Origin of the sequence: Pseudomonas citronellolis (assembly GCF_900112375.1) — a bacterium.
Lineage (GTDB): Bacteria > Pseudomonadota > Gammaproteobacteria > Pseudomonadales > Pseudomonadaceae > Pseudomonas > Pseudomonas citronellolis.
The window spans coordinates 106,720-132,757 of sequence record NZ_FOLS01000006.1; the positions used below are offsets into that span (position 1 = coordinate 106,720).

The following is a 26,038-nucleotide window of genomic DNA, read 5'->3' on the forward strand; positions in this document are numbered from 1 at the left end:
GCCCTATCCCTTGCGCCTTGCCTTAAAGAAGGCCGACAACATCGCACTGCACTCCTCCGCCAGCACCCCGCCCTCCACCAACACCTTGTGATTGAGGAAATCCTGAGCGAAGAACTCCCCCCGGCTGACCACCACCCCCGACTTGGGCTCAGTGGCGGCATAGACCAGGCGTTGGATACGCGCGTGCACCAGCAGGCCGGCGCACATGCTGCAGGGCTCCAGGGTGACATAGAGGGTGCTGCCGGGCAGGCGGTAGTTGCCGGCCGCCGCCGCAGCCTCGCGGATGGCGATCATCTCGGCATGGGCGCTGGGGTCATGGGCGGTGATCGGCTGGTTGAAGCCACGGCCGATGACCTGGCCTTCCAGCACCAGCACGGCGCCCACCGGCACCTCGCCCAGGGCCGCGCCCTGCTCGGCCAGGGCCATGGCCTCGCGCATGAATTCGCGGTCGCGGCTGCGATCGATCACCGGGGCCAGCCCCTTCACCGTCGGGTGGCCCTTGCTGTTGGTCAGCCGCACCAGGCGTCACCCACGGCGATGGTGCCCATCAGGCCGGTCTCCATATGGTCGATGACGTGGCAGTGGAACATCCACAGGCCAGGGTTGTCCGCCACCAGCGCCACCTTCGCGCTCTCGTTCTTGCCCAGCAGGTAGGTATCACTGTAGTACGGGATGATCTTGCGGCGGTTGGACGCCAGCACCTTGAAGGTCATGCCGTGCAGGTGGATCGGGTGCTGGTACTGCGTCAGGTTGCGCAGGGTGAAGATATAGCTCTTGCCCAGCTCCAGCTTGGCCAGCGGCGGCGCGTTGTGCTTGTGCTCCTCGCCGCCCTGCCAGGCCACGCCGTTGATCTGCCACAGCGACGGGGTCGCCTGGCCCTTGGAGTAGTCGGTCATGGCGCCCACCCACTCGAACTTGAAGTCGATGGTCTCGGCCTTGTCCAGGTCCGGCTCGCTCACCGGGTTGTGCGGCAGCGCCGGCGGCCATTCGGCGGAACCACCCTGCAGCGGCGCCACGCCGCGCACCGTGCCCAGGCGCACCACGCCGTCGCGCAGGGACAGCTCCTGGCCCTCGGCCGGACCGCGGATGGCCAGCTCCAGGCGCATGCCCGGGCCGATCCAGTATTGCTCGTCGAGGTCCCGCGGCTCCACCGGGTGGCCGTCGATGGCGTAGATCTTCGCCTCGCTGCCCGGCAGGTTGAGCCGGTAGGTCACGGTGTTGTCGATGTTGAGGATGCGCACGCGGGTCACCTGGCCGGCGGGCAGCTCGATCACCGGTACGTGCTCGCCGTTGATGGTCGACAGGCTGCCGCGGGTGCCCTCGCGGGCGGCCTCGCGCGGCACGCTGAAGGCGGTGAAGGCGCCCTGCTCGTCCACGTGCCAGGTCTTCAGGCAGAGGATCTTCTCCTGGGTGAAGCCGCTGGGCTCGCGCTCGTCGATGATCAGCGGGCCGACCAGGCCGCGGCCCAGTTGCTCGCTGCTCATCAGGTGCGGGTGGTACCAGTAGCTGCCGGCGTCGGGGGTCTTGAACAGGTAGACGAAGCTCTGCCCCGGCTGCACCGGCGGCTGCGAGATATAGGGTACACCGTCCATCTCGATGGGCAGGCGGATGCCGTGCCAGTGGATGGTGGTCGGCTCGTCCAGCCTGTTGGTGAAACGCACGCGCAGCCAGTCGCCCTGGCGGGCACGGATCTCGAAGCCGGGGAAGCGGTTGCCGTAGAGCAGCGCCGGAGTCTTGTGCCCGGGCACCAGCTCCAGGTCCATGGGCGCGGCGATCAGTTCGTAGTCGTGCTCGGCGGTCACCTGCGGACGCGCCAGCCAGAGGCGCGCGCCGCCGGCGCCGAGGCCGACCACGGCGAGGCCGGCGATGCCACCCAGTACCTGTCTGCGGGTAAAGCTCATGTCTCCCCCAACCCCTGCGGGTATCTCGCAAATGCAAGATTTTCTCATTTTCCCGGTGGCAAGGCGAGCACGAAGGCGCTGCGCGATGTCGCATCCCTGGCAACTGCAGCAAATGCCTGACAGACATGGACAGCCACGCCACGGAAGGCTATCTGGATAACTTCGCTTCCACGGCGATACACCGCCATTGACGACGAGAGAGACGAGGCATGAGCCAGAAACTGAAGGTGGAACGCAAGGGCCATGTGCTCTGCATCGGGCTGAACCGCCCGGAGAAGTACAACGCCATGGACGTGGAGCTGTACCTGGCGCTGGCCGACGCCTACGGTGAACTGCAACGCGACGACGAACTGCGCTGCGGCCTGCTCTACGGCGAAGGCAAGCACTTCTGCGCCGGCCTGGAGCTGGACAAGTGGGGCCCGCAGTTCGCCAGCGGCCGCTTCCCCGAACTGCCTCCAGGCGCCTGCGACCCCTTCGGCCTGGACCCGGCTCGGCGGGTGGCCAAGCCGATCGTGGTCGCCGCCCGCGGCGTCTGCTTCACCGCCGCCCTGGAACTGATGCTGGCCGCCGACGTGCGCATCGCCGCGGAAGATGCCCGCTTCGGCCAGATCGAGGTCAAGCGCGGCATCTATGCCGTGGGCGGCGCGACCATCCGCTTCGTGCAGAACATCGGCTGGGGCAACACCATGCGCTACCTGCTCACCGGCGACGAATTCGACGCCCGGGAAGCCCAGCGCATGGGCCTGGTGCAGGAAGTGACGGCCCCCGGCGAGGAATTCGCCGCAGCCCTGGCCATAGCCGAACGCATCGCCCGCCAAGCCCCGCTGGGCGTGCGCGCCACCCTGGCCAGCGCGCGCCTGGCCCTGGCCGAAGGCGAGACGGAAGCCGCCCGCCGCCTGCTGCCGGACCTGCAACCGCTGATGGGCAGCGAGGACGTCAAGGAAGGCGTCGCCTCCTTCCTCGAACGCCGCGAGGCGAACTTCGTCGGCCGCTGAAACGACGACGGGCTTGCTCAAGGCAAGCCCACGTCCTTAACGATCTCAGCCAGCAAAGATCAAGTATTCGGCAGCCTAGACTCGTACTTGGACTTCAGATTATTTTTCCAATTATCTAGCAAATAGAAATATCCAAGCCTATAGCGATACGTATTTGACGGAGGACGTTTAGGTAGAGGCTTCTTCCATACTGAAAAATTTATGCGCCCTGCCGAACGCACGTCCGCATAGACAACAAAAGTCTCACGATCATCGACCCAGCCTTGTATATTCCCGTTGATTTTCTTCTCCATCCCCAAGAAGTGCAAACGGGACTCTACCCAATCTAGGTCCTCGGCATGACGAGGTTTCTCTCCGTACGAAATCCCCTCATCCAGCAAATGGCCGCCATCAAATGGATCGAGTTGATACAGCACCTCCTTGCTTCGTCGCTCAACAAGCGCCTTCTGCTCCGCCTCGCGCTCCAGCCTCTCGCTTTCAGCAAACTTGTCTCTCCAATGGTCCCTTGCTAAATATTCCGCCACTTCCGTGAACAAGCATTGATGTGTATTTCCATAACCCACCAGATGGCGACGTAGCCCTTCGGGCAAAGCAAACCCCTCCTGGTATGGAGAGTCGGCACCACGACCACACAAAGGACAGTTTGTCCGACTACCCCATCCGGACGCTTTTGTTTCTAGGGGCTGCGCATATGCAATAATTTTCTCAGAAATTTTGTCAAGCCATTGATAGGTATCCTTTCGCGAAAGGCAGCCATGATAACTGCTCAATATTTGCGCCGTCTCGTAAGGGAGGAGATGTATCAGATTACTCCGCAACATCCATAAATCGTCCCTCAACCTATCGATAATTTTATCTTTATCGCTTTCGACCAAAGTGGAATGCTGGCGCATAGACTTCTCGACTAAATTATGTCCCTCGGCAACCGCCGACCAATTACAGCGACCCACGATTCATCACTAACAGCGACAAATAAATATGAAATCGTGAATCACGTAAACACCTCACCTCATCTGGCACCAAGGATCCGACCCAGCGTTTCCTCCAGCAGCTTCCGATCCGCCAGCCGCTTGGCATCGGTGCGCTGGGCCAGGTTGTACAGCTTGCGCCGCACAGCCGGCAAATCAGCTGCCTGCGCAAGCCCGATCAGATCGAAATCCGGCTGCTGATCCTCGATGGATAGCAGGAACGCACACGACGACTCATCCAGCCAACCGGCTACGCGCGTCAGCAGGCGCTCATGGATGTCCAGCAAGGCTCTGGCCTCAATAGGCTCAGCCGTCATGCCTTTGAAATGCGCTTCGAAGGTCGCCGAGAAATCTGCTGGCACGCGAGGCGCCAGCATCTCCCAAGCAGGTTTGGGACTACAGCTCAGGTAGACGAGAAAAGTTCGCCAGAGCATCTGATCCGCTCGTTCGTCTTCAAGCAGCAGGCCGATATCGAAAAGATCGCGTGGATGCTGCCTCGACAACGCGGCAGCCAGCTTACCGGCGTAGAGGTCGGCAAAGTTCAGCACCTGCACCGAGGCGAAGCCGAATGCCTCCTCGACTCTCGGGCGCACCACCATTTTCCGCGGAGGGTGCACCGTGCCACGCATAACCGGCGTCGTCTCGATCTGCACGCGCGCACGGCCGCGACTGGCCACCAGTCGCGTGACACCAGCGCCCTCCCCAGCCGCCTCCTGTACCTGCAGCCGCAGGGGATGGGCACGCAGTACATCGGCCAGTCGCCCGAGCGCTTCCGCGATCAGCTTTGCATCTTCGGCATAGTCATGCACCGGCAACCAGGCTAAATCGATGTCCACCGACAAGCGTGGCAGGTCGTGCTCGAACAGATTGATGGCCGTACCGCCCTTGAGCGCAAAGCGCGGCTCCTGCTCCAGCACTGGCAGTATCTCGACCAAGAGCCGCACACGGTCGGTATAGCGCTGGTCCAAATGCTCAAGCCAAGTGTTCATCGAGGTCTTCCGGCAAGGTGATCTGGTAAGTCGGATGCAATCTCCCACCGGGCACCAGCGCACGCTTTCCTCGCCCCAGATCTACGCCATCCAGTGAAACGTGCGACAGCCACGCATGCCGATGGCGCTCGGCCAACGCCAGGAACACCCGTTTGGCCTTGATGCTGCAGCAGTGACGCAACAACGAGCTGACCCGCTGTGGCCGCAGCGTTGTCATGGCCTGCATCAACGCATCGGCTTCATAGACCAACGCTGCGTCCGCAACGCCATCGCACAGCTCCAGCATGGCCCGCTCGGGCGTAGAGCAGACCAGGGAATCGGCGCCCGGCGCAGCCCGGTACCAGGCCAGCCCTTGCTCGGATAGAGTCTTCTCGGACACCGCCACGGTGAACGACAAGGGCGGTAGATCGAAAACTCCCCTGCCCAGGAACTCGAAACGCTGCGCCAGTGGCAGCTTGCCGAGCCAACCTGGTGGCCGTTCCGGCCCATATAGCGTGATGGTTCCGGCATCGCCCAAGCGCAGGTAGTGCTCATGCCCCTGCAGGCTCAAAGCGAAACGGCCGCCGACATGCAAAGGCATGCCTTCCCCAACCTGTATGCTGCGAACCACACCCTCCCATTGCAGGCGGCCGCCCTTGCGCATATACACGCCGCGTACTGGCGACACCAGCCAGCCGCTGCTCACATAGCGCGCGACGAGGCTGTTGGAATAGCCGTGGGCCCGCAACCAGCGACTCGAGATAAGCCGCGTATCACTTAGCTCAGTCAGCAGCAGGTTCAGCTTTCCTGACTTTTGATCACTTATAGTGCTCAAAATACAGTTTTTATAAACCTTTCAAGATCGAAGCGGTTTAACGAAAGACAAAAAAGACCACTGATATTGATCTTTTTCTTTGAACGGTAAACCCAACACCGCCCAGCTGCAACAGATGCACAGGAGAACACCATGCCATCGACCTTTCGTGGCCAGGGCGAGAGAAATATCGGCAGGCCCTGATGCCGACAGCCAGGGTTCCGGCGCTCATTGAGACGATAATCGTAAAGGAAGGTGACGGTTCGTAACGGCTTCTACCGTCAGGGGCCAAGAGCCGGCCGATGAAAGGAAAGCCGCATGAAGCAAGCTTTCCAAGAAGACTTTTACCGTCAAGAGTGGGGGAGTGAACGAGAGGATCCTGAATTACCGCTTCAACCACCAGCCCGTTCCGCTGGCAGGCGGCAGCACCGACAGCCGCCGTAACATATCTCCCAATTGATCAATATGCTACGGCAGGCTTTCAAGCATTAGTGATAGCCCCGAAGGGAGGCTAACTCACTCCCACTCGATGGTCGCCGGCGGCTTGCTCGACACGTCGTAGGTGACGCGGGAGATGCCTTCGATCTCGTTGATGATGCGGTTGCTGACCTTCTCCAGCAGCTCGTAGGGCAGGTGCGCCCAGCGGGCGGTCATGAAGTCGATGGTTTCCACCGCGCGCAGGGCCACGACCCAGGCGTAGCGGCGGCCGTCGCCGACCACGCCGACGGATTTCACCGGCTGGAACACCACGAAGGCCTGGCTGGTCTTGTGGTACCAGTCGAAGTTGCGCAGCTCTTCGATGAAGATGTGGTCGGCGCGGCGCAGCAGGTCGGCGTATTCCTTCTTCACTTCGCCGAGGATGCGCACGCCCAGGCCCGGGCCCGGGAACGGGTGGCGGTAGACCATGTCGTAGGGCAGGCCCAGTTCCAGGCCGATCTTGCGCACTTCGTCCTTGAACAGCTCGCGCAGCGGCTCGACCAGTTCGAACTGCATGTCTTCGGGCAGGCCGCCGACGTTGTGGTGCGACTTGATCACGTGGGCCTTGCCGGTCTTGGCGCCGGCCGACTCGATCACGTCGGGGTAGATGGTGCCCTGGGCGAGGAACTTCACGTCCTGCAGCTTGGTGGCTTCCTCGTCGAAGACCTCGATGAAGGTGCGGCCGATGATCTTGCGCTTCTCTTCCGGGTCGGCGACGCCGGCCAGGCGGCCGAGGAACTTGTCTTCGGCGTTGGCGCGGATCACCTTGACGCCCATGTTCTCGGCGAACATGGCCATCACCTGGTCGCCCTCGTGCAGGCGCAGCAGGCCGTTGTCGACGAAGACGCAGGTCAGCTGGTCGCCGATGGCCTTGTGCAGCAGGGCCGCGACCACCGAGGAGTCGACGCCTCCGGACAGGCCCAGCAGCACCTTGGCGTTGCCCACCTGGGCGCGCACGGTGGCGATGGCGTCGTTGACGATGTTCGACGGCGTCCACAGGGCTTCGCAGCCGCAGATGTCCAGCACGAAGCGCGAGAGGATGCGGCCGCCCTGCTTGGTGTGGGTCACTTCCGGGTGGAACTGCACGCCGTAGTAGCCGCGGGCGTCGTCGGCCATGGCGGCGATCGGGCAGCTCGGGGTGCTGGCGAGGATGTGGAAGCCCTCGGGGATGTCGGTGACCTTGTCGCCGTGGCTCATCCACACGTCGAGGCCGAGCACGCCGTCTTCATCGACGTGGTCCTCGATGCCGTCCAGCAGGCGCGCCTTGCCGACCACGTCGACACGGGCGTAGCCGAACTCGCGCAGGTCCGAACCCTGCACCTTGCCGCCCAGCTGCTCGGCCATGGTCTGCATGCCGTAGCAGATGCCGAACAGCGGCACGTTCAGGTCGAACACCGCCTTGGGCGCCCGCGGGCTGTCCAGCTCGTGCACCGACTCCGGGCCGCCGGCCAGGATGATGCCGCGCGGGGCGAAGGCGCGGATGTCGTCGTCGCTCATGTCGAACGGGTGGATTTCGCAGTACACGCCGATCTCGCGCACGCGGCGGGCGATCAGCTGGGTGTACTGGGAACCGAAGTCGAGGATCAGGATCCGGTGAGCGTGGATATCTTGATGGGCCATTTTCTTCCCCTGGGGAAATGGCTGAAGGCTGAAGGCTGAAGGCTGAACGAAAGAGCAATCTCGTCCAGCCTCCAGCCTCCAGCCTCCAGCGAAAGAGCGGTTTAGCCGACGCGGTAGTTCGGCGCTTCCTTGGTGATCTGCACGTCATGCACGTGGGACTCGGCCATGCCGGCGCCGGTGATGCGCACGAACTGCGGCCGGGTGCGCATGTCCTGGATGTCGGCGCTGCCGGTGTAACCCATGGCGGCGCGCAGGCCGCCCATCAGTTGGTGGACGATGGCGGTCAGCTGGCCCTTGTACGGGACGCGGCCTTCGATGCCCTCGGGGACCAGCTTCTCGGCGCCGGCGGAGGCGTCCTGGAAGTAGCGGTCGGAGGAACCGGTGGCGCCGGCCATCGCCCCCAGGGAACCCATGCCGCGGTAGGACTTATAGGAACGGCCCTGGAACAGCTCGATCTCGCCCGGAGCCTCTTCGGTACCGGCGAACATGGAGCCCATCATCACGCAGTAGGCGCCAGCCACCATGGCCTTGGCCAGGTCGCCGGAGAAGCGGATGCCGCCATCGGCGATCAGCGGGACGCCGGTGCCTTCGAGGGCGGCGGCGACGTTGGCGATGGCCGAGATCTGCGGCACGCCCACGCCGGCGACGATGCGGGTGGTGCAGATGGAGCCCGGGCCGATGCCGACCTTGACCGCGTCGGCGCCGGCGTCGGCCAGCGCCTTGGCGGCTTCGCCGGTGGCGATGTTGCCGCCGATCACCTGGACCTGCGGGAAGGTTTCCTTCACCCAGCGCACGCGATCGATCACGCCCTTGGAGTGGCCGTGGGCGGTGTCCACCACCACTACGTCGACGCCGGCGGCGACCAGCGCGGCGACGCGCTCGGCGGTATCGGCGCCGGTGCCGACGGCGGCGCCGACGCGCAGGCGGCCCTGCTCGTCCTTGGAGGCCAGCGGGTAGGTCTTGGCCTTCTCGATGTCACGGAAGGTGACCAGGCCGGTGAGGCGGAACTGTTCGTCGACCACCAGCATCTTCTCGATGCGGTTCTCGTACAGCTTGGCCTTGATCTCTTCCAGGGCGGTGCCTTCGCGGGCGGTGATCAGCTTGTCCTTGGGCGTCATGATCGCCGCCACGCTGTCGCCGACGTTCGGCTTCACGCGCAGGTCGCGGCCGGTGACGATGCCCACCAGCTCGCCCTCTTCCACCACCGGGAAGCCGGAGAAGCCGTATTCGCGGGCGATCTGCAGCAGCTCGATGATCTTGGTCGAGGGCGTCACGGTGACCGGGTCGCGAACGATGGCGGTCTCGTGCTTCTTGACCTTGCGCACCTCGGCAGCCTGCTGCTCGATGCCCATGTTCTTGTGGATGATGCCGATACCGCCTTCCTGCGCCATGGCGATCGCCAGGCGGGATTCGGTCACGGTATCCATGGCGGCGGACACCAGCGGGATGTTCAGTTCGATGCCCCGGGTCAGGCGAGTCTTCAGACTCACGTCCTTGGGCAGGACCTCGGAGTAACCGGGGATGAGGAGGACGTCGTCGAACGTCAGGGCTTCTTGGCTGATGCGCAGCATGGCGAGGGCTCCCACACGGGAAAATGGAAGCGCGGCATTATACCCCAGCTTCACGCTCGGGCTCAACGCGCCCGACCGCTGGATTCGCGGGTTTCGCGCTGGCCCTCGGCAAGGCCCCGGGCTTATCATCCAGCGCCATGTTCAATGACCCTTTCCAACGGCTGGGCCTCGACCGCGAGGTGCTGACCGTCAGCCAGCTCAACCAGCGCGCCCGCCAGCTCCTGGAGGACGTGTTCCCGCAGGTGTGGGTGGAAGGCGAGATATCCAACCTCGCCCGCCCCGCTTCCGGGCACATCTATTTCACTCTGAAGGACGGCAACGCCCAGGTGCGCTGCGCGCTGTTCCGCCAGCACGCCCTGCGCGTGCGCCAGGCCCTGCGCGACGGCCTGGCGGTCAAGGTGCGCGGCAAGGTCTCGCTGTTCGAGGGCCGCGGCGACTACCAACTGATCGCCGACGCCGTCGAACCGGCCGGCGACGGCGCCCTGCGCCTGGCCTTCGAGGCGCTGAAGCAGAAGCTCGCCGCCGAGGGCCTGTTCGCCGCCGAACGCAAGCGGCCGCTGCCGGCCCATCCGCGGCGCATCGGCATCGTCAGCTCGCCCACCGGCGCGGTGATCCGCGACATCATCAGCGTGTTCCGCCGCCGCGCGCCGCAGGTCGAGCTGACCCTGGTGCCCACCGCGGTGCAGGGCCGCGAGGCCACCGCGCAGATCGTCCGCGCCCTGAAGCTGGCCGATGCGCGCGGCTTCGACGCCATCATCCTGGCCCGCGGCGGCGGCTCGCTGGAGGACCTCTGGTGCTTCAACGAGGAAGTCGTGGCCCGCGCCATCGCCGCCTGCGCCACGCCGGTGGTCAGCGCCGTGGGCCACGAGACCGACGTTTCCATCAGCGATTTCGTCGCCGACGTCCGCGCGCCCACGCCCTCGGCCGCCGCCGAGTTGCTGGCGCCGCACGCCGGCGACCTGCAGCAGCGCCTGGACGGCCTGCGCCGCCGGCTGATCCTGCGCATCCAGGACCGCCTGACCCGCGAGCGCCTGCGCCTGGAAGGCACCGCCCGGCGCCTGCGCCACCCCGGCGAGCGCCTGCGCCAGCAGGCCCAGCGCCTGGACGACCTGGACATGCGCCTGCGCCGCGCCTTCGAGCGCCAGCTGCAGGTGCGCCAGGAACGCATCGGCCGCCTGCAGACACGCCTGCAGGCACAGCACCCGGGCCGCGCCCTGGCGCTGCTGCGGCAGAAGCTCGACAGCCTGGCCGCGCGCCTGCCCCACGCCACCCGGGCGATCCTCCGCGAGCGCCGCCAGCGCCTCGACGGCCTGGCCCAGAGCCTGCACATCGTCAGCCCGCTGGCGACCCTCGGGCGCGGCTACAGCATCCTCCTCGACGAACGTGGCCAGGCCATCCGCCGCGCCGCCCAGGCCCAGCCCGGCCAGCGCCTGACCGCGAAACTGGGCGAAGGCCAACTAGAAGTGCGGGTGGAAGACAACCACCAGGCCCCGGTCACCCTCTCGCTGCTGGACTGACCTGGGCCTTGGCTGTGACATGCGCCGAAATCGCGGACGGAGTCCGCTCCTACGTTTCCAGGAAGCACGGCTCTTCGTAGGATGGTGTTGAGCGAAGCGATACCCATCACCACGACCGCATGGGTTTCGCAGGCTCAACCCATCCTACGAAGAGCCCTCCGGCGCAAGATTGCCCCGTAGGATGGCGTTGAGCGGAGCGATACCCATCACCCCGGCGCAGCCGGCAAGACAGTTGCTCCTACAGGGACTGATGAATAACCGCCAACGGTTACACGCCCGACGTTCGTGCCATGTAGACTGCCGGCTTTACCGGATTTACGGAAAGCCCATGTTCCGCGTCTTCTGCCTGCTGTTCGCCACCCTTCTCTCCCTGCCCGCCCATGCCGAGGGTTTCATCAGCCGTACCCTGAACAAGCCGGTGCCCGGCGGCGTCGCCGTGGTCCAGCTGGGCAGCGCGGGGCCGGCGCCGAGCGCCAGCTACCAGGGCAAGCCGGTGCTGGTGGTGCGCGAGGAAGGCCGCGACTGGATCGCCGTGGTCGGCATCCCACTCAGCGTCAAGCCGGGCCAGCAGCAGTTGCAGGTGAAACAGGCCGGCGCCAGCCGCAGCCTGCCGTTCCAGGTCGGCAGCAAGCACTATCGCGAACAGCGCATCACCCTGAAGAACACCCGCCAGGTCAACCCGCTGCCCGAGGACCTCAAGCGCATCAACCGCGAACTGGCCGAGCAGACCGCCGCCTACCGCAGCTTCAGCCCCGGCACGCCGAGCAACCTGGTGCTGGACAAGCCGGTCAACGGCCCGCTCTCCAGCCCCTTCGGCCTGCGCCGTTTCTTCAATGGCGAGGAGCGCAACCCACACTCCGGGCTGGACTTCGCGGTGCCCGCCGGCACGCCGATCAAGGCCCCGGCGGCGGGCAAGGTGATCCTGATCGGCAACTACTTCTTCAACGGCAACACCGTGTTCGTCGACCACGGCCAGGGCTTCATCAGCATGTTCTGCCATATGTCGAAAATCGACGTGAAGCTCGGCGACCAGGTGCCGCGCGGCGGCGTGGTCGGCCGCGTCGGCGCCACCGGCCGCGCCACCGGGCCGCACATGCACTGGAACGTCAGCCTCAACGACGCCCGCGTCGATCCGGCGATCTTCATCGGCGCCTTCAAGCCCTGAGGTTCATTCCGCCCGGGTGGGAATGCGCTCCAGACGGTAGAGTTCGCCGATCAGACAAGGCTCGGGGATACCGGTCGAGTCATACGAGAGGATGCGGTCGAGCTTGGTCACCGCCCCTACCGTGCTGCTGATGTTCAGGCGGTTGCTGAACGACAGGTTGTCGCAGGGCGAGGAGAAGGCCACCAGGTAGCGCCGGCCGGGCGCATGGCCGAGAACGATGTGGCCTTTGTCGAGGTATTCCCAGCCCTGGGTTTCCCACACCGGGATCGACTTGACCGTCTCGCCCTGGCGGTAGCCGAGGCGTTCCAGATGCTGGTCGAGGGGCAGCTCGTCGTTGCGCAGCCCGGACTGGCTGCAGGCGGCCAGCAGGACGGCAACCGCCAGCATGGCGGCACTGCGGACATTGCGCATGCTCACCTCCCGGCCACGGATGGGTGGCCCATGTCGAGCCGAAACCGGCCCGGCTCCATTTTCCCACCCTGGGAAAAGGCCGGCGCGCGGCCGGCCGGACGGTCAGTTCATCTTCATCCCGGGCATGTCGTGACCCGACATATCGTGGCCGGACATGCCGTGCTCACCCGCCTCGGGCGCCTGTTTCTGCACCTGCACCTCGACCTTGAGGTCGCCGGCCTGCTGGAAGTGCAGCGTCAGCGGGAAGCGCTCGCCGTCGGCCAGCGGCTTCTTCAGGCCGAACAGCATCAGGTGGTAGTGGCCCGGGGCGAAGGTGACGGTGCCGCCGGCGGGGATGTCCACGCCGTCGACCTTCTGCATCTTCATCATGCCGTCCTTCATCTGGTGCTCGTGGACCTCGGCGCTGGCCGCGCGCTCGGTGTCGGCGCCGAGCAGGCGGTCGGCCGCCTTGCCGTGGTTGTGCACGACGAAATAGGCCGCGCCGTTCTCCGAGTTGGCCGGCAGCAGCAGCGACCAGGGGTGCTCGACATCGAGGTCGCCGGCCTTGTATTCGTGGGCCAGCAGCGGAGTGGAGAAGGACAGCATGGCCGCCAGGGCCAGGAGGGTCTTGCGCATGTTGGAAACTCCTAACGATCTCATGGGCCGCCCGTCGAGCGGGCGGCTTCGCCGGGGGCTCGGTCAGCATAGCTGCTGGGCGCCCCCGCTCATACCGGCGACCGCGGCCGCCGGGGCTCAGAAGCTGAAGTCCACCTTGGTCCAGAGCGTACGGCCCGGTTCGCGGATCGCCTGGGGGTCGTTCGCCGGGTAGCCGAAGCCGGCGTTGCCGGCGAGGTTGAGGTGCTCGGCGTAGTCCTTGTCGAACAGGTTGTCGACGCCGGTGCTGACCTTGAAGTGCTTGTTCACGCGGTACGCGGCGTTGAGCGAGAAGACGCCGAAGCCGGCGCTCTCGTCGAAGTCCTTGCCGACCACGTTGCCCTGCCCCTCGGCCACCCGCCCCTGCTTCGCCACCAGGCGCCACAGGGCGCCGGCGCTCCAGTCGCCCTGCTCGTAGGTCAGGCCCAGGCGGGTTTCCAGCGGCGGCATCTGCGGCAGCGCGCGGTCGTCGCTGGTGTTCTTGCCCCAGGCGTAGGCCAGGGTGGCGTCGGTCTTCCAGTTCGGCGTCAACTGGTAGGCCGCGCCCAGCTCACCACCCATGATGCGGGCGTCCACGTTGGTCGCCTGGGACGTTGCACCCATCATGCCGCCGCTGGTGTAGGTGAACAGGATGTAGTCGCGGATCTCGCCGACGTAGCCCGAAGCCCAGGCCTTGAGCTTCTCGCCCTCGTACTGGGCGCCGAAATCGAGCTGGGTGGTCTTCTCCGGCTTGATGGCGTCGAAGGCGTTGGCCGAGCCGGCCGGCCCCATGTTCGGGGAAAACAGCTCCCAATAGTCGGGGAAGCGCTGCACGTGGCCGAGGCCGGCGTAGAGCGTGGTGGGCGAGTCGGCCAGGTCGTGCTCGTAGCGCAGGAAGCCGCTGGGCAGGGTGTCGGCGCGGGTGTCGTCGGCCGTGGGGTTGGGCCGCGTCGTCATTCCCGAGCCGGTGGTCTGCCGGTAGTCCTTGGCCGAGGCGCGGTCCAGCCGCGCGCCGGCGATCACCCGGTCGCGCTCGGCGGCATACCAGGTCAGCTCGCCGAAGGCGCCGTAGTCGTGGAAGACCGCGTCCTTGTTCCACGGCACTTCGTCGTAGGCGCCGATGCCCATGGCGCTGCGCTGGCGGTGTTCGCTGCTCAGGGCGTCGACGCCGGAGACCAGCTTGAAGTCGTCCCAGCGCCAGGTGGCCGCCAGGCGCCCGCCGAGGGTGCGGCGGTCGACGTTGGAGGCCATGGGCCCGGCCATCATGCCGGTGCCCGAGGGCGTGCGCAGGCTGTAGTTGTCCATCACGTGGTCGGCGTAGTTGTAGTAGACCTGCGCCTCCAGCTTGTCGAGCACGCCGCCGAGGTTGGATTTCTCGAAGCGCAGGCCCAGGCTCTCGCGCTTGAACTGCGAGCCGTCCATGCCGCGCCCGGCGTAGCGCGCCTCGCCGTCGCCCTTGCCGGCGGTCAGCTCGACCAGGGTGTCGGCGTCCGGCGTCCAGCCCAGGGCGACGTCGCCGTTCCACTTGTTCCAGCGCGAGGGCACGGTGTTGCCGCCGCCGTCCTCGTAGTCGTCGGACTGCGAGCGGTTGCCGGTGAAGCGCAGGTAGCCCTCGGGGCCGCCGGCGGCGGCGTCCAGCACGCGGTCGAAGCGGCCGTTGGAGCCGGCCACCAGGCTGCCGTTTATCCGCGTACCCAGTTCGCCGAAGCGCTCCGGATCGCGGTCGAAGCGGATGGTCCCGGCCGAGGCGCCGGGGCCCCAGATCACGGTTTCCGGGCCCTTGACCACGGTGAGCCGGTCGTAGGTCTCCGGCGATATATAGGAAGTGGGCGCGTCCATCCGCGCCGGGCAGGCGCCGAGCATCACGCCGCCGTTGGTGAGGATGTTCAGCCGCGAGCCGAACATGCCGCGCAGCACCGGGTCGCCATTGCTGCCGCCGTTGCGGATGGCGGAGAAGCCGGGGATGGTCTTCAGGTAGTCGGCGCCGTCGCTGGCCGGGATCGGCTGGCGCGCCTGCTTCGGGTCGGTGACCACGGTCAGCGGCGAACTCTGCGCCACCGCGGTGATGACACTGGGTTGCAGTTCGATGGCGTGGTGGCCGGCGTGTGGGTCGTCGGTCTCGTCGGCGCGTACGGACGGGGTCAGGCCGACGATGCCGCCGAGGGCGGTGAGTGCGCAAAGGGTGCGCAGGCGCGCCGGGCGAACGCGCCCGCGCAGGAAGAGTCTGGACATGCGAAATTCCATGATCGATGACGATGTTCTTCTGGCCAGGCGCGGCGGACGCGCACGGAGGAAGGTTCCTCTGCGCGATGGCACTTGCGCTGGCTACGGCGAAAGAAAGGTCAGGCGGTCATGGACGGTGGCGCGCGCGAACGGGCGCCGGGGAAGATCGGCGAAGGCGGGATGGATTGTTCGATGACGACCTGGGGCGCCGGGGCAGCCCCGGGCAGGTCGGCGGAGAGCGCCAGGCGTGGGGTTTGCAGGGCCGGGCTGTGGAGCAGCAGGCCGCAGTAGCCGCACTTCTCCATGAAGTGGTCGGCGGAGAAGCCCTGCTGCGCGGCATCGGAGCCATGGTGGCCGCCGCGCATCTGTTCGGAGCAGGCCATGTCCTCCATCCCGGCCATGGCCGGCATGGGGTGATCCATGGGCATGGACTGCGACAGCAGCGGGCCGAGGTGGATCATCAGCATGGCGAAGAGCGCCAGCCAGATGCCCGTGCCTTGTCCTGTGCCTCGCCGTCTGCGACCTGTCACTGGAAGTCCCCGAATCGATTGGCGGCGTTTTACCCTGCCGGGCCGATGGGCGCAATTCGCCGATGGCTCAATGCTGTGCGGCATGGAGACGCATCGGAGAGTAGAGCAGAAAAAGCGCCTCGCAATTCCTTGCGCAATAAAGCTCACATACGAGCATAAAATCTCGTTTGTATTTATTGATCGACGATTTCTACCAATTTTTCCACAATGCTTGCCATCCACCCCCAAAGCGCACTAGGGTGGGCGCTATGAAAACCGCACACACCCTCATCCTGCTTCGCCAACACGCCTGCCTGCGCCTGGTCAGCCCGCGACTGCGTGGCTGAATCCGTTTCCCGGCTTCACCTCTTCATCTTTCTACCGCGCAGGGCCGCCGCTGGCCCGGAAGAACAAGGATTCCGCCCATGACCATGCTCAAAGACCCGTCGAAGAAATACCGTCCCTTCACCCCGATCACCCTGCCCGACCGCACCTGGCCGGACAAGATCATCGACCAGGCGCCGATCTGGCTGAGCACCGACCTGCGCGACGGCAACCAGTCGCTGATCGAGCCGATGGACGCCGAGAAGAAGATGCGCTTCTTCAAGTGCCTGGTGCAGGTGGGCCTGAAGGAAATCGAAGTGGGCTTCCCGTCCGCCTCGCAGACCGACTTCGACTTCGTCCGCGAGCTGATCGAGGGCGGCCACATTCCCGATGACGTCACCATCCAGGTGCTGACCCAGGCCCGCGACGACCTCATCGAGCGCACCTTCGAGTCGCTGAAGGGCGCCAAACGCGCCATCGTGCACTACTACAACGCCTGCGCGCCAAGCTTCCGCAAGATCGTCTTCAACCAGGACAAGGAAGGCGTCAAGCAGATCGCCATCGCCGCCGGCAAGACCATCAAGCGCCTGGCCGCCGCCGCGCCGGAAACCCAGTGGGGCTTCGAGTACTCCCCCGAGGTGTTCAGCTCCACCGAGACCGACTTCGCCGTCGAGGTGTGCAACGCGGTGATCGACGTGTTCCAGCCGACCCCGGCCAACCGCCTGATCCTCAACCTGCCGGCCACCGTCGAGTGCGCCACGCCGAACAACTACGCCGACCAGATCGAGTGGTTCGGCCGCCACATCGACAAGCGCGACAGCGTGATCATCAGCCTGCACACCCACAACGACCGCGGCACCGGCGTGGCCGCCTCGGAGCTGGCGCTGATGGCCGGCGCCGACCGCGTGGAAGGCTGCCTGTTCGGCAACGGCGAGCGCACTGGCAACCTCTGCCTGGTGACCATGGCGCTGAACATGTACACCCAGGGCATCAACCCGGGGCTGGACTTCTCCGACATCGACGCCGTGCGCAAGGTGGTGGAAGAGTGCAACCAGATTCCGGTGCACCCGCGTCACCCCTACGTCGGCGACCTGGTCCACACTGCCTTCTCCGGCTCCCACCAGGACGCCATCCGCAAGGGCTTCGCCCAGCAGAAGGACGACGCCGTGTGGGAAGTGCCCTACCTGCCGATCGACCCGGCCGACATCGGCCGCAGTTACGAGGCGGTCATCCGCGTCAACAGCCAGTCGGGCAAGGGCGGCATCACCTTCCTGCTCGAACAGGAATACGGCATCAGCCTGCCGCGCCGCATGCAGATCGAGTTCAGCCAGGTGGTGCAGAACGAGACCGACCGTCTCGGCCTGGAAATGACCGCCGAGCAGATCTACAACCTGCTGCAGAGCGAGTACCTGCAAGCCGTCTCGCCGTTCGGCCTGAAGAACTACCGCCTGCAGGAAGAGAACGGCATCTGCGCCATCGACATCGACGTCACCCACAAGGGCGAGCAGCACCGCTGGCACGGCAAGGGCAAGGGCACCCTGGAAGCCCTGGTCGCCGCGCTGCCGGTGGACGTCGAGATCATGGACTACAACGAGCACGCCATCGGCGCCGGCACCAACGCCCGCGCGGCAGCCTACATCGAGCTGCGCGTCGAAGGCGGCCGCTCGCTGCACGGCATCGGCATCGACGAGAACATCACCACCGCCAGCTTCCGCGCCCTGTTCAGCGCGCTGAACCGCGCCGTGACCCTGGGCCAGGCGAAAGCCGCCTGAGTTCACCGGTGATGTGAAAAAGGGGCCTTCGGGCCCCTTTTTTCGCCTGCTCGGCCAGGCAAGCAACTGTTTTGCCGACTGCGCCGAGGTGCCCTTCGTAGGAGCGAGCTTGCTCGCGAACAAAGGCGGTGCCATGCGGTTCGCGAGCAAGCTCGCTCCTACGAGAAGCCGTGCTCACCTGCTACGTAGGACCTTGTCCGCGATAGCCGGGCATCTCGGCGCGGATCGCGGATGAGATCCGCGCCTACGCCATTCCCATGTAGGAGCGGGCCCTGCGCGCGATATCGCGGGCAGGGCCCGCTCCTACAGGGAGACGCCACGCCTACTCGTCGTCGCCGCTGGCGCTCACCGCGCCCAGGCAACGCAGGCGGTGCTCGCTGCCGTCGGATTGCAGCGTCCAGCTGTCGTCGCTGGCCTCGTATTGCGCTTCCATCACCTCGTTGTAGGTGAACTGCCAGCGCCGCTTGTCGCGGCCGTCGACCACCTCCACGCGCAGCACCACGTCTTCGCTGGCGAAGGCCTGGCCGGCTTCGGCGGCGATCTCGGCGCGGTCCAGCAGGTCTTCGTCGAGGCTGAATTCCCAGGCATGCAGGCCGTCCAGTTCGAGCATGTCTGTCAGTTCGAGCTGGTCCAGCAGGTAGAGGGTTTCTTCGGACATTTTTCGTATTCCCGGTGAGACAGGCCGCCATCATAGAGCAAAGCCCCTCCGGCGGCCCTCCCCGCCTAGTCGGCCAGTGCCGCCAGCACGCCGCGCAGACGCTCTACGGTTGCCGCCGAGCAGGGCTGCATGGGCTCGCGCAGTTCGTCGGCGATCAGCCCCTGCAACGCCAGGGCGGCCTTCAGCGGCGCCGGGTTGGGCTCGACGAAGGCGGCCTGCATCCACGGCAGCAGGCGCAGGAAGGTGCCCCGCGCGCCGGCCAGATCGCCCGCCTCTGCCTGGCGCTGCATGCGCACGTAGAGATCGGCGCGCACGTGGGCAGACGCGGAGATGGCCCCCGCGCCGCCCAGGCACAGGTTGGCGAAGATCTGCAGGTCCTCGCCGGCCAGCACTTCGACGTCGCCGTCGGCGATCAGCGCCAGGGTGGTCTCGAAGTCGCCACTGCAGTCCTTGACCGCGGCGATGCGCGGATGGCGGACGATGCGCCGCAGGGTCTCGCGCTCGATGCGCACGCCGGTGCGGTAGGGAATGTCGTAGAGCACCAGCGGCACGCTGGCGGCGTCGGCCACGGCCTGGAAGAACGCCTCCAGGCCCTGCTGCGACGGGCGGATGTAGTAAGGCGCCGGCACCAACAGGCCAGCCACGGGGCGGCGCTGGATTTCCTGCTGGAAGGCCAGCAGCTCGCGCAGATTGTTGCCGGCCAGGCCCATGATCACCTGCTGCGGCGGCACCCACTGCAGCACGGCGTCGAGCACCGCCAGCTGCTCCTCATGGCTGAGCGCGGCGGCCTCGCCGGTGGTGCCGCAGACCACGAAGCCGGCGACGCCGTCCTCCAGCAACCTGCCCACCAGGCCGCGCAGGGCGGCGAAGTCGATTTCCCCGGCATGGAAGGGCGTGGCCAGGGCCACCCAGATCCCACGAAACGTAGACATGCGAAAACTCCTTGTGGCTGACCGTCTGGTCGCCGTCAGGGAGGGTGCGGGATGCAAGCGGGGGAAGATCGACCTGGCGCCTGGTTGTCCTGTCAGCCCATCTGACGGGACAGCGCGCCCCGGTCAAATGAGCGACTGTTTCTTCGATTTCTTGGCAACGGCGACGCACGCGCAGGCCGGGGCGAAGGAGCCCGGGAGCGGCAGCGAGTGGTCGGAGTTGGCGAACATGGGAAGTCCGTTGCGCGAATCAGGCACCGAATATGCTCAACGTCGGACTTGGCTGTCAACCTTCTCCTAGGGTCTATGCTGGTTCAACCACACCGCAGTATGGAGAAGTGACAGGTGAACTCTCGCGAACTGGGCCGCTCCGGGCTGGCCATTCCGCCGCTGGTGTTCGGCGGCAACGTCTTCGGCTGGAGCGCCGACGAGGCGACCTCCTTCCGCCTGCTCGACGCCCTGCTGGACGCCGGGCTGAACTGCATCGACACCGCCGACGTGTACTCGCGCTGGGTGCCCGGGCACAAGGGCGGCGAGTCCGAGGCCATCATCGGCAAGTGGATGAAGCAGCGCGGCAACCGCAGCAGGATGATCATCGCCACCAAGGTCGGCATGGACATGGGCAACGGCCACAAGGGCCTCTCCGCGGCCTATATCGAACAGGCCGTGGAGCACTCGTTGCAGCGCCTGCAGACCGATTACATCGACCTCTACCAATCCCACTGCGACGACACCCACACTTCCCTGGAGGAAACCCTCGGCGCCTACGCCGAACTGGTGAAGAAGGGCAAGGTGCGCGTCATTGGCGCCTCCAACTACGACGGCCGGCGCCTGCGCGAAGCCCGCGAGGTGGCCGAGCACCTGCACATGCCCAGCTACCAGAGCCTGCAGCCGAACTACAACCTCTACGACCGCGCCGACTACGAGACGCGCCTGGAACCGACGGTGCGCGAACTGGGCATCGGCGTCATCCCCTACTACGGCCTGGCCGGCGGCTTCCTCAGCGGCAAGTACCGCAGCGAGGCCGACCTGGACAAGAGCCCGGCGCGGGTGGACAAGGTCAAGGGCTACCTGAACGAGCGCGGCGTGACCATCCTCGTGGCCCTGGACGAAGTGGCAGAGGAATACGACGCCACCCCGGCCCAGGTGGCCCTGGCCTGGCTGATCGCCCGCCCGGGCATCACCGCGCCCATCGCCAGCGCCTCCAACCTGGAGCAGTTGCCGGACCTGGTCGCGGCGACGCAGCTGCAACTGAGCCAGGAGGATATCCACCGGCTGGATGCGGCGAGCGCCTATTGAGGCGCCCGCCGGGTAGCCGATGATCGCGGATGGAGTCCGTTCCTACATCACCGGCTGGCGGCGTCTTTCGTAGGAGCGAGCTTGCTCGCGAACCGCATGGCACCGCGTTTGTTCGCGAGCAAGCTCGCTCCTACGAAGAGCATCTCGGCACAGGGTGCAGGACAGTTGCTCCTACAGAGGGGCACGATGCCCGGAGGTCCCGGCGCGATTCGCGGATGGGATCCGCTCCTACGATACTGCCCGACCATGCCATTTCCATGTAGGAACGGGCTTGCTCGCGAACGGTGCTTACCGGCGACAACTGTGTTGTGGGTTACTCCGCTCCCTCTCCCCAATCCTCTCCCGCAAGCGGGAGAGGGGGCTGTCCGGCATGGGCGCAAGGTTCGGCATCAACCTGTAGGAGCGCGCCCTGCGCGCGATTCGCGGGCAGGGTCCATTCCGGACCAGAGCGTAGGAGCGGATTTATCCGCGATGGGTATCGCTTCGCTCAACACCATCCTACGAAAAGCGTCTACCTACAGCCTCAGGGCTCGATGACGAAGTGGTCGGCGTCGAGGTAGGCCGGGAAGCGTTCGCGGTAGGCGGCCAGCGCCTGGGCCGAGAGGCTGGCGTGGAACACGCCGTCGCCATTGGTCGCTTCCAGCAGCGCTTCGCCCTGGAAGTCCAGCACCTGGCTGTCGCCGGCATAGGCGTGGCCCTTGCCGTCCTCGCCCACGCGGTTCACCGCCGCCACGTAGCACAGGTTCTCGATGGCCCGCGCCGGCAGCAGGCGGTTCCAGTGCAACCGGCGGGCGGCCGGCCAGTTGGCGGTGTAGAGCAGCAGGTCGGTGTCCTGCGCGTCGCGGCTCCAGGCCGGGAAGCGCAGGTCGTAGCAGACCAGCGGGCGCACCCGCCAGCCCTTCCACTCCAGCAGCACCTGGCGCTCGCCCGGCGTGTAGTGCTTGTGCTCGCCGGCCATGCGGAACAGGTGGCGCTTGTCGTAGTGCAGGATCTCGCCGTCCGGGCGGGCCCAGAGCAGGCGGTTGCGGTGGCTGCCGTCGGCGGCGCGGACGATCACGCTGCCGGTCACCACCGCGTCCAGGCGCGCGGCCTGGTGGCGCAGCCAGGCGTAGGTTTCGCCCTCCTCCGCCTCGGCCAGGGCCTCGGAATCCATGGAGAAGCCGGTGGTGAACATCTCCGGGAGGATGACGATGTCGGCGCCGCGGGCCTGTTCCAGCAGCGCGTCGAAATGCGCGCGGTTGGCCGGCGCGTCGTGCCAGGCCAGGGTGGTCTGCACCAGGGCCAGGTTGAGGTCGGGCAGTTGGCTCAGATCGCGCATAGCTTGTCCGCCGCCTGGCGCAGCGTCTCCTCTTTCTTGGCGAAGCAGAAGCGCACCAGGCGCATGTCCGCCGGGGCCTGCTGGTAGAACACCGAGACCGGGATGGCCGCCACGCCGTGTTCGCGGGTCAGCCACTCGGCCATGGCGACGTCGTCCAGGTCCGGGCGGATCGCCGAGTAGTCGACCACCTGGAAGTAGGTGCCGGCGGCGCGCTGGAAGCTGAAGCGCGAACCGTTCAGCAGGTCGCAGAACAGGTCGCGCTTGGCCTGATAGAAGCCCGGCAGCTCGCGCAGGTGCTCGGGGTGCGCGGCCATGAAGTCGGCCAGCGCCCACTGCAGCGGGGTGACGCCGCAGAAGTTCACGTACTGGTGGATCTTGCGCATTTCCGCCGACAAAGCCTGCGGCGCCACCACGTAGCCGGTCTTCCAGCCGGTGACGTGGTAGGTCTTGCCGAAGGAGCTGACCACGAAGGCGCGGGCGTAGAGTTCGTCATGGGCCAGCACGCTGGCGTGCTGCACGCCGTCGTAGATCAGGTGCTCGTAGACCTCGTCGCTGATGACGTAGATCTCGCGCTCGCGGATCAGCGCCGCCAGGCGGTCCAGGTCGGCGCGGTCGATCAGCGCGCCGCTGGGATTGTGCGGGCTGTTGAGGAAGATCAGGCGGGTGCGCGGGGTGATGGCGTCGGCCAGGCGCTGCCAGTCGATGCGGAAGTCCGGCAGGTTCAGCGGCACGTGCACGCAGCGGCCACCGGCCAGTTCCACCGAGGGTTCGTAGCTGTCGTAGCAGGGGTCGAGGACGATGGCCTCGTCGCCGGGGCGGATCAGCGCCTGCACGGCGCAGAAGATCGCCTCGGTGGCGCCGGGGGTGATGGTCACCTCGGCGTCGGCGCTGACGTTGCGCCCGTAGAAGGCGGCGACCTTGGCCGCTACCTGCTCGCGCAGCGCCGGCAGGCCGGTCATCGGGCAGTACTGGTTGTGCCCGGCCATGACGTGGCGGGCCACGGCTTCGCGCAAGGCGGCGGGGCCGTCGAAGTCGGGGAAGCCCTGGGACAGGTTGAGCGCGCCGCACTCGGCGGCGAGCTGCGACATGCGGGTGAAGATGGTGGTGCCGACGTTGGGCAGTTTGCTGGCGAGCATAGCGGTTCCTAATAAAAGCCGATAAAGCCGATTAAGAGCGCTGGAGGCTTGAGGCTGGACGAAATACAGAGCACCGGAAGACTCTCGTTCGTCCAGCCTCCAGCGCTCTTTTCGGCTCTCGCTCTTCTCGTCTTTATCAACGCTTGTCTTTCTTCTTTTTTTCGGCCTTCTTGTGGTGCGACATCAGCCGGCGCTTCTTGTTGACCTGGCGCTCGGTGAGCTGGGTCTTCTTGCCTTCGAAGGGGTTGTCGCCGCCCTTGTATTCGATGCGGATCGGCGTGCCGACCAGCTTGAGCACGCGCCGGTAGGTCTTCTCCAGATAGCGGGTGTAGGCCTTGGGCACCGCTTCGGTCTGGTTGCCGTGGACCACGATCAGCGGCGGGTTGGCGCCGCCCAGGTGAGCATAGCGCAGCTTGATGCGGCGGCCGTTGACCATCGGCGGCTGGTGCGTCTGCACCGCGTCCTCGAGGATCTGCGTCAGCTTGCTGGTCGGCCAGCGGGTCACGGCGGAGCGGAACGACTCCTGCACCGACTTGTACAGGTGGCCCACGCCGGTGCCATGCAGCGCCGAGATGAAGTGGATGTCGGCGAAGTCGACGAACAGCAGGCGGCGCTCCAGCTCGGTCTTGACGTAGTCGCGCTCGCCCGACTCCATGCCGTCCCACTTGTTCAGCGCGATGACCAGCGCGCGGCCGGTCTCCAGCACGAAGCCGAGCAGGTTGAGGTCGTGCTCGACCACGCCCTCGCGGGCGTCCATCACGAAGATCACCACGTTGGCGTCCTGGATGGCCTGGAGGGTCTTCACCACCGAGAACTTCTCCACCGCCTCGAAGATCTTGCCGCGGCGGCGCACGCCGGCGGTGTCGATCAGGGTGTACTTCTCTTCGTTGCGCTCGAAGGGGATGTAGATGCTGTCGCGGGTGGTGCCGGCCTGGTCGTAGACGATCACCCGCTCCTCGCCGAGCATGCGGTTGACCAGGGTCGACTTGCCGACGTTGGGGCGGCCGATGATGGCGATCTTGATGCCATCCTTCTCGCTGGGGCCGGGGATGCGCTTGGCTTCCTCGCCCTCGGCGACTTCTTCCAGCTCGTCCGGCAGGTCGTTGTCTTCCGGCGCCTCGGGCTCGGGCTGGAACATCTCGCCCAGGGCCGTCTGCAGCATGTGGGTGATGCCACGGCCATGGGCGGCGGCGATGGTCAGGGCGTCACCCAGGCCCAGCGGGCTGAATTCGGCGCGGGCGATGTCCGGATCGACGGTGTCGATCTTGTTGGCCACCAGGTAGCTGCGCTTGTTCCGCTTGCGCAGGTGCTCGGCGATCATCTCGTCGGCGGCGGTCAGGCCCGCGCGCGCGTCGACCATGAAGAGCACCGCATCGGCTTCCTCGATCGCCTGCATCGACTGCTCGGCCATCTTGGCGTCGATGCCTTCCTCGTCACCGGTGATGCCGCCGGTATCGATGACGATGAATTTCTTGCCCTGCCACTTGGCCTCGCCGTACTGGCGGTCGCGGGTCAGGCCGGCGTACTCGGCGACGATGGCGTCGCGAGTCTTGGTCAGGCGGTTGAACAGGGTGGACTTGCCGACGTTCGGGCGGCCCACCAGGGCGATTACGGGAACCATGCGGCTCTCCAGGAAATTTCAGGAATTCGTAAAAAACACGCCGGCCGCTGTCGTCATCCAACAGCGGCCGGCAGGTAGAACATAGCTTAGCGAATGGTGAAGGCGACCAGCTTTCCGCTGTTGCCGTACACGTACATCCACCGGTCGACCACCAGCGGGCGCACGCGCACGCCGTCGCCGTCGACCTTCTCGCGGCCGACGAAGCGGCCGTCCACCTGGCTCAGCAGGTGCACGTAGCCTTCCAGGTCGCCCACCACCACGTTGCTGGAGAACACCGCCGGGGCCGACAGCTGGCGGCGCGCCAGGGCGTCGTTGCTCCACAGCGAGGACGAGCTGCGGCCGTCCAGGGCTTCCACGGTGCCGCTGGCATCGCTGACGTAGACGCTGCCGATGCCTTCGGCGACGCCGGCATAGCTGGAGGCCTCGCGCTGCCAGATCACCCGGCCGCTGGCCAGGTCGAGGGCGGCGGCGCGGCCCTGGTAGCTGGCCACGTAGATCACGTTGTCGACCAGGGTCAGCCCGCCGTCGATGTCCACCACGCGGTCCAGTTCGGAACGGCCCTGGGGCACGGCGACGCGGGTTTCCCAGATCGGCAGGCCACGCTGCACGTCCACCGCCACCACCTTGCCGCTGGCCAGACCGGCGATGGCCATGCGCCCGGCGATGATGGGGGCGCCGGTGCCGCGCAGGGTCAGCACGGGCACGGTGTTCTCGTACACCCAGCGCTGGTTGCCGGTGCTGGCGTCGAGGGCGATCAGTTTGTCGTCCTGGGTCTGCACGATCACCACGTCGCCGTCGGTGGCCGGCGCCGCCAGCACTTCGCTGGGCACGCGGGTACGCCACTTCTGCTCGCCGTTGGCGGCATTCAGGGCGATGACGTCGCCCTTCAGGGTGCCGACCAGCACCAGGCCGCCACCGACGCCGACACCGCCGGAGATCGGCAGGTCGAGGTCCTGTTTCCAGAGCACGTCGCCGTTCTCGCGCTGCATGGCCATGACGCGGCCTTCGGCGGAAGCGGCATAGATGCTGGAACCGTCCACGGCCGGCTGCAGCAGTTCGTAGAGGTCGCCCTGGCCGTCACCGACCGAGCGGCTCCACTGCTTGTCCAGGCGCACCTCTTCCTTGAAGTCGGTGAGTTCCGCCGGCGGCAGTTCCTTCTTGCTGTTGCTGCTGCAACCGACCGCGAGCAGGGTCAGCGCCAGCAGCGCCGCATGTTTCCAGCGCAGCATG

Annotated in this window: 22 protein-coding genes; 5 read left to right on the forward strand and 17 right to left on the reverse strand. The window is 66.2% G+C overall.

Annotated features, from left to right (window positions below; all coding sequences use genetic code 11):
• Positions 1–3: 3 nt before the first annotated feature.
• The gene (gene tadA, locus BM060_RS07785; RefSeq protein ID WP_083426738.1) at positions 4–522 is read right to left on the reverse strand and encodes a tRNA adenosine(34) deaminase TadA; all 519 of its coding nucleotides are present in this window, start codon (positions 520–522) and stop codon (positions 4–6) included.
• Positions 510–1,901 (reverse strand): multicopper oxidase family protein, encoded by a 1,392-nt coding sequence (locus tag BM060_RS07790; RefSeq protein ID WP_074978934.1) that lies wholly within the window; start codon positions 1,899–1,901, stop codon positions 510–512. The genes tadA and BM060_RS07790 overlap by 13 nt, the downstream gene beginning before the upstream one ends.
• 209 nt (positions 1,902–2,110) lie before the next feature.
• Here BM060_RS07790 and BM060_RS07795 point away from each other — a divergent pair, with 209 nt between their 5' ends.
• Positions 2,111–2,896 carry a crotonase/enoyl-CoA hydratase family protein gene (locus tag BM060_RS07795; protein ID WP_074978936.1) on the forward strand — a complete coding sequence of 262 codons (786 nt, stop codon included), beginning with the start codon at positions 2,111–2,113 and terminating at the stop codon, positions 2,894–2,896.
• A 59-nt stretch (positions 2,897–2,955) separates the two neighbouring features.
• Here BM060_RS07795 and BM060_RS32285 read toward each other — a convergent pair whose 3' ends face one another.
• The 5 genes from BM060_RS32285 to guaB form a co-directional block, all read right to left on the reverse strand.
• Positions 2,956–3,789, reverse strand: a complete 834-nt coding sequence (locus BM060_RS32285) for a hypothetical protein (protein WP_135499965.1) — start codon at positions 3,787–3,789, stop codon at positions 2,956–2,958.
• Between the two features lie 116 nt (positions 3,790–3,905).
• Positions 3,906–4,853 (reverse strand): nucleotidyl transferase AbiEii/AbiGii toxin family protein, encoded by a 948-nt coding sequence (locus tag BM060_RS07800; RefSeq protein ID WP_074978938.1) that lies wholly within the window; start codon positions 4,851–4,853, stop codon positions 3,906–3,908.
• Entirely contained in the window at positions 4,837–5,667 is an 831-nt protein-coding gene (locus BM060_RS07805; RefSeq protein WP_245323014.1) for a type IV toxin-antitoxin system AbiEi family antitoxin domain-containing protein, read from the reverse strand. Before BM060_RS07805 ends, BM060_RS07800 begins: the two co-directional genes overlap by 17 nt.
• A gap of 495 nt (positions 5,668–6,162) precedes the next feature.
• Positions 6,163–7,743 (reverse strand): glutamine-hydrolyzing GMP synthase, encoded by a 1,581-nt coding sequence (guaA, locus tag BM060_RS07810; RefSeq protein ID WP_009616196.1) that lies wholly within the window; start codon positions 7,741–7,743, stop codon positions 6,163–6,165.
• A 101-nt stretch (positions 7,744–7,844) separates the two neighbouring features.
• Positions 7,845–9,314, reverse strand: coding sequence for an IMP dehydrogenase (guaB, locus tag BM060_RS07815; RefSeq protein ID WP_009616195.1), 1,470 nt, complete (start codon positions 9,312–9,314; stop codon positions 7,845–7,847).
• A gap of 137 nt (positions 9,315–9,451) precedes the next feature.
• Between guaB and xseA the strand changes: the two genes are divergently transcribed.
• Positions 9,452–10,831, forward strand: coding sequence for an exodeoxyribonuclease VII large subunit (xseA, locus tag BM060_RS07820; RefSeq protein WP_009616194.1), 1,380 nt, complete (start codon positions 9,452–9,454; stop codon positions 10,829–10,831).
• 328 nt (positions 10,832–11,159) lie between these two features.
• The gene (locus tag BM060_RS07825) at positions 11,160–11,996 is read left to right on the forward strand and encodes a M23 family metallopeptidase (protein WP_074978941.1); all 837 of its coding nucleotides are present in this window, start codon (positions 11,160–11,162) and stop codon (positions 11,994–11,996) included.
• A 3-nt stretch (positions 11,997–11,999) separates the two neighbouring features.
• On the opposite strand, the gene BM060_RS07830 is transcribed toward BM060_RS07825, so the two are convergent.
• From BM060_RS07830 to BM060_RS07845, 4 genes are all read right to left on the reverse strand, one after another.
• Positions 12,000–12,407 (reverse strand): DUF6491 family protein, encoded by a 408-nt coding sequence (locus BM060_RS07830; protein ID WP_074978944.1) that lies wholly within the window; start codon positions 12,405–12,407, stop codon positions 12,000–12,002.
• A gap of 102 nt (positions 12,408–12,509) precedes the next feature.
• Positions 12,510–13,022 (reverse strand): copper chaperone PCu(A)C, encoded by a 513-nt coding sequence (locus tag BM060_RS07835; protein ID WP_074978946.1) that lies wholly within the window; start codon positions 13,020–13,022, stop codon positions 12,510–12,512.
• A 117-nt stretch (positions 13,023–13,139) separates the two neighbouring features.
• The gene (locus tag BM060_RS07840) at positions 13,140–15,263 is read right to left on the reverse strand and encodes a TonB-dependent copper receptor (protein ID WP_074978948.1); all 2,124 of its coding nucleotides are present in this window, start codon (positions 15,261–15,263) and stop codon (positions 13,140–13,142) included.
• 98 nt (positions 15,264–15,361) lie between these two features.
• On the reverse strand, positions 15,362–15,772 hold the full coding sequence (locus BM060_RS07845; protein WP_074979111.1) for a DUF2946 domain-containing protein: 411 nt from the start codon (positions 15,770–15,772) through the stop codon (positions 15,362–15,364).
• Positions 15,773–16,176: 404 nt separating this feature from the next.
• On the opposite strand from BM060_RS07845, the gene leuA reads away from it, so the two are divergent.
• Positions 16,177–17,847 carry a 2-isopropylmalate synthase gene (gene leuA, locus BM060_RS07850; protein ID WP_074978951.1) on the forward strand — a complete coding sequence of 557 codons (1,671 nt, stop codon included), beginning with the start codon at positions 16,177–16,179 and terminating at the stop codon, positions 17,845–17,847.
• A 322-nt stretch (positions 17,848–18,169) separates the two neighbouring features.
• On the opposite strand, the gene BM060_RS07855 is transcribed toward leuA, so the two are convergent.
• Positions 18,170–18,505: a DUF5629 family protein gene (locus BM060_RS07855; protein WP_064584183.1), complete on the reverse strand. Its 336-nt coding sequence runs from the start codon at positions 18,503–18,505 to the stop codon at positions 18,170–18,172.
• A 65-nt stretch (positions 18,506–18,570) separates the two neighbouring features.
• Positions 18,571–19,437 (reverse strand): 4-hydroxy-tetrahydrodipicolinate synthase, encoded by an 867-nt coding sequence (gene dapA / locus BM060_RS07860; protein ID WP_074978953.1) that lies wholly within the window; start codon positions 19,435–19,437, stop codon positions 18,571–18,573.
• 342 nt (positions 19,438–19,779) lie between these two features.
• Between dapA and BM060_RS07865 the strand changes: the two genes are divergently transcribed.
• The gene (locus BM060_RS07865) at positions 19,780–20,733 is read left to right on the forward strand and encodes an aldo/keto reductase (protein WP_074978955.1); all 954 of its coding nucleotides are present in this window, start codon (positions 19,780–19,782) and stop codon (positions 20,731–20,733) included.
• Between the two features lie 523 nt (positions 20,734–21,256).
• On the opposite strand, the gene BM060_RS07870 is transcribed toward BM060_RS07865, so the two are convergent.
• From BM060_RS07870 to bamB, 4 genes are all read right to left on the reverse strand, one after another.
• The gene (locus BM060_RS07870) at positions 21,257–22,051 is read right to left on the reverse strand and encodes an amidohydrolase (protein WP_074978958.1); all 795 of its coding nucleotides are present in this window, start codon (positions 22,049–22,051) and stop codon (positions 21,257–21,259) included.
• Positions 22,039–23,187 (reverse strand): pyridoxal phosphate-dependent aminotransferase, encoded by a 1,149-nt coding sequence (locus tag BM060_RS07875; RefSeq protein ID WP_074978961.1) that lies wholly within the window; start codon positions 23,185–23,187, stop codon positions 22,039–22,041. The genes BM060_RS07870 and BM060_RS07875 overlap by 13 nt, the downstream gene beginning before the upstream one ends.
• Before the next feature lie 136 nt (positions 23,188–23,323).
• Positions 23,324–24,808 carry a ribosome biogenesis GTPase Der gene (der, locus tag BM060_RS07880; RefSeq protein WP_074978963.1) on the reverse strand — a complete coding sequence of 495 codons (1,485 nt, stop codon included), beginning with the start codon at positions 24,806–24,808 and terminating at the stop codon, positions 23,324–23,326.
• A gap of 86 nt (positions 24,809–24,894) precedes the next feature.
• Positions 24,895–26,037, reverse strand: a complete 1,143-nt coding sequence (gene bamB / locus BM060_RS07885; RefSeq protein WP_099049079.1) for an outer membrane protein assembly factor BamB — start codon at positions 26,035–26,037, stop codon at positions 24,895–24,897.
• Position 26,038: the final 1 nt, after the last annotated feature.